The sequence below is a fragment of the Micropruina sp. genome (genome assembly GCF_027492755.1).
GTDB lineage: Bacteria > Actinomycetota > Actinomycetes > Propionibacteriales > Propionibacteriaceae > Micropruina.
Window position 1 is genome coordinate 1 of the sequence record NZ_JAPUED010000018.1, and the last position, 2465, is coordinate 2465.

Annotated in this window: 2 protein-coding genes; both read right to left on the reverse strand. The window is 71.6% G+C overall.

Annotated elements, in window-relative coordinates:
• On the reverse strand, positions 1-1372 hold a 1372-nt coding region (locus Q0066_RS00940), incomplete at its 3' end, for a glycosyltransferase family 2 protein (protein WP_298129155.1).
• The coding region (locus tag Q0066_RS00945) for a glycosyltransferase (RefSeq protein ID WP_298129157.1) at positions 1365-2465 on the reverse strand (1101 nt) is incomplete at its 5' end. The genes Q0066_RS00940 and Q0066_RS00945, both read right to left, overlap by 8 nt.

The following is a 2465-nucleotide window of genomic DNA, read 5'->3' on the forward strand; positions in this document are numbered from 1 at the left end:
TCTGATCGAGGGTCCGGTCAAGGTTGCGGGCGCCACGGATCCGCAACCGCAGCCGAGCTCGCAGCCCTCCCTCGGACGATCCCTGAGCCTCATCCAACGATCCCTGAGCCTGTCGAAGGGTCGTTGGCGACTCCGGGTCATGACCGTTCGTCCCTTTGACGGGCTCAGGGCGAACCGAGCTCAGGGATCGTTCGTCGAGCGGGGTCAGTTCGTCCAGCCAGGCGCGGGTGGCGCCGGTCCGCAGCAGTTCCCGCAGCTTCGGGTCACGAGTAGGAAGGTCGATGTACAGGCGTCCGTCGTGGACGGCCAGGCGCAGCTCGTCCAACCGGCGGTAGCTCTCCATGTCGTTCTCCAGCAGGGCGACGTAGCCGGCGCGATGGTCGGCGTCCGCGGTGGCCATGGCGATCACCTTGGGCGGGATCGTCCCGATCACCTCCCGGCAGCGGAGGAAATAGAGGCCTACGCCGGCCGGCAGCCGGCCGGGCGCCCGCCGCAGGAAGCCCTGGAAGCTGCGGACGATGAACTGCTGCAGCAGCGGACGCCGTCCCTCGCGGATCCGGGGCAGCATCTGCGACAGGATCTCGATCACCCAGAGGTGATCGATGTAGTTCTCCAGCCGGGTGAAGTGGCTGTCCATCACCGACTTGCCGTCGGCGCGCTTGCGGTAGCGGTCGACCACGTCGCCGATCAGCAGGAAGCGGGGCGCCAGCAGCATGGCCGGCACGTTCACCACGGTGTCCTGGTGGTGGATCCCCTCGGCGAACCGCAGTTCGGTGCGTCGCAGCCAGCTGGTGCGGTACAGCTTGTTGCAGGTACGGGCGTTGTGCACCAGCAGGGGCACCTTCTCGATCCGGGTCGGCGCGGCGGCGCCCGCGACGAAGTACGGCGACCACAGCCAGCCGCGCGGCTCGGGGAACTGCTCGGTGGCGCCCACCGCCAGGTCGAGCTGATGGCGTTCCAGCCCGCCGGCCAGCAGTTCGATCGCGCGCGGGACGAGTTCGTCGTCCCCGTCCAGGAAGAGGACGTATTCGGTGCGGACGAGATCCAGCCCGGCATTGCGCGCCGCCCCGGCGCCCGGGCCGCGGTTGGGCTGGTGGAGCACCTCGATGCGCGGGTGCGCAACGGCATAGGAATCCGCGATCGCGCCGGTGTCGTCGGTCGAGCCGTCGTCCACGACGAGCACCCGGCAGTGCTCCCACCAGGTCTGGGCGAGCAGCGAATCCAGGCAGGCGCCGAGGTAGCTCCCGACATCGCAGGCCGGGACGACGATGGTCACCCCGGGTTCCAGCGCCGGGCCCTTCGGCAGGCGCAGGGAGCGGAGGGCCCGGCGCCAGCCGGCCATCGCGCGCTCCCAGAGGCCTCCGTCAGCCATGTCGGCGGCTCCGGGTGGCGCAGCGCAGCACGTCCTTCAGCCCGCGGACGACGCGGTCGGCCTGCCGCGGCAGACCCTGCCGGGGCGGCAGCGCCGTGGGTCCGCCCGGCCCTGGGGTGGCGGCCAGCTGGTGGGCGGCGCGGGCTTCGGCGAGCAGGGCGGTGAGCACCTTGGCGTCCGGATCGTGGGGGTACAGCGCCCCCAGGTCGGCGATCAGTTCCGGATCGAGCCGGACGGCGGCCGCCCGGGCGTACTGCACCACGCGGTGGATCACCGCGGCCACCTGGTCGGCGACCTCGGGCTCGAACTGGCGTCCCCGCACCAGCCGCAGCATCTCGACCGCGCACACGAAGTAGCCGCGCGCCCGGGTGACCCGGAAGCTCGCGCTCATCGTCGAACCCGGACGCAGCCGGCGCGCGTACAGCGGCACCGGCAGATGCGCGGCGCGTCCGGCGGCCAGCAGCACGGCGAAGGTGAACAGGTTGTCCTCGTGGGCGATGCCGGGCTGGAACCGCAGCCCGTGCCCGGTGAGCAGCTCCCGCCGGACGAGGTACAGGCAGGCGCTGGCCCGGTAGTGGCCGCCGGATTTCAGCGCGGCCAGCAGGTCGACCCCGGCGAGCGGCGTCCGGTAGCTGCCGGGCCGCTGGTAATAGCCGTGCAGCCGCTGCCACAGATCGTCGCGGACCCCGGGCTCGCGCAGCGTCTCCGCGTCGAACATGAGCAGGTCGAGGTCGTTGTCATCCGCATGCCGGATCAGCCCGGCGAGCGAGATGCCGCCGGATCCCTCGCCGGACTCCTCGCAAGGTGTGGCCGATGATCCGACCTCGGTGCCTTCGTCACACCGTGCCGGCGTTTCGGCTCCGGTGGCGTCCGGCTGCCAGTAGTCGTCGCTGTCGAGGAAGCAGACGTACCTGCCGGTGGCGTGGTCGAGGGCCAGGTTGCGGGCCACCGACTGCCCGGCGTGCTCCTGGTGCAGCACCAGCAGCCGCGGATCCTGCGTCGCCAGCTCGGCCAGCAGGCTGCGGGTGCCGTCCGTGGAGCCGTCGTCCACGCAGATCACCTGCACCTCGACCCCCGGCCGCTCGCGCAGGCT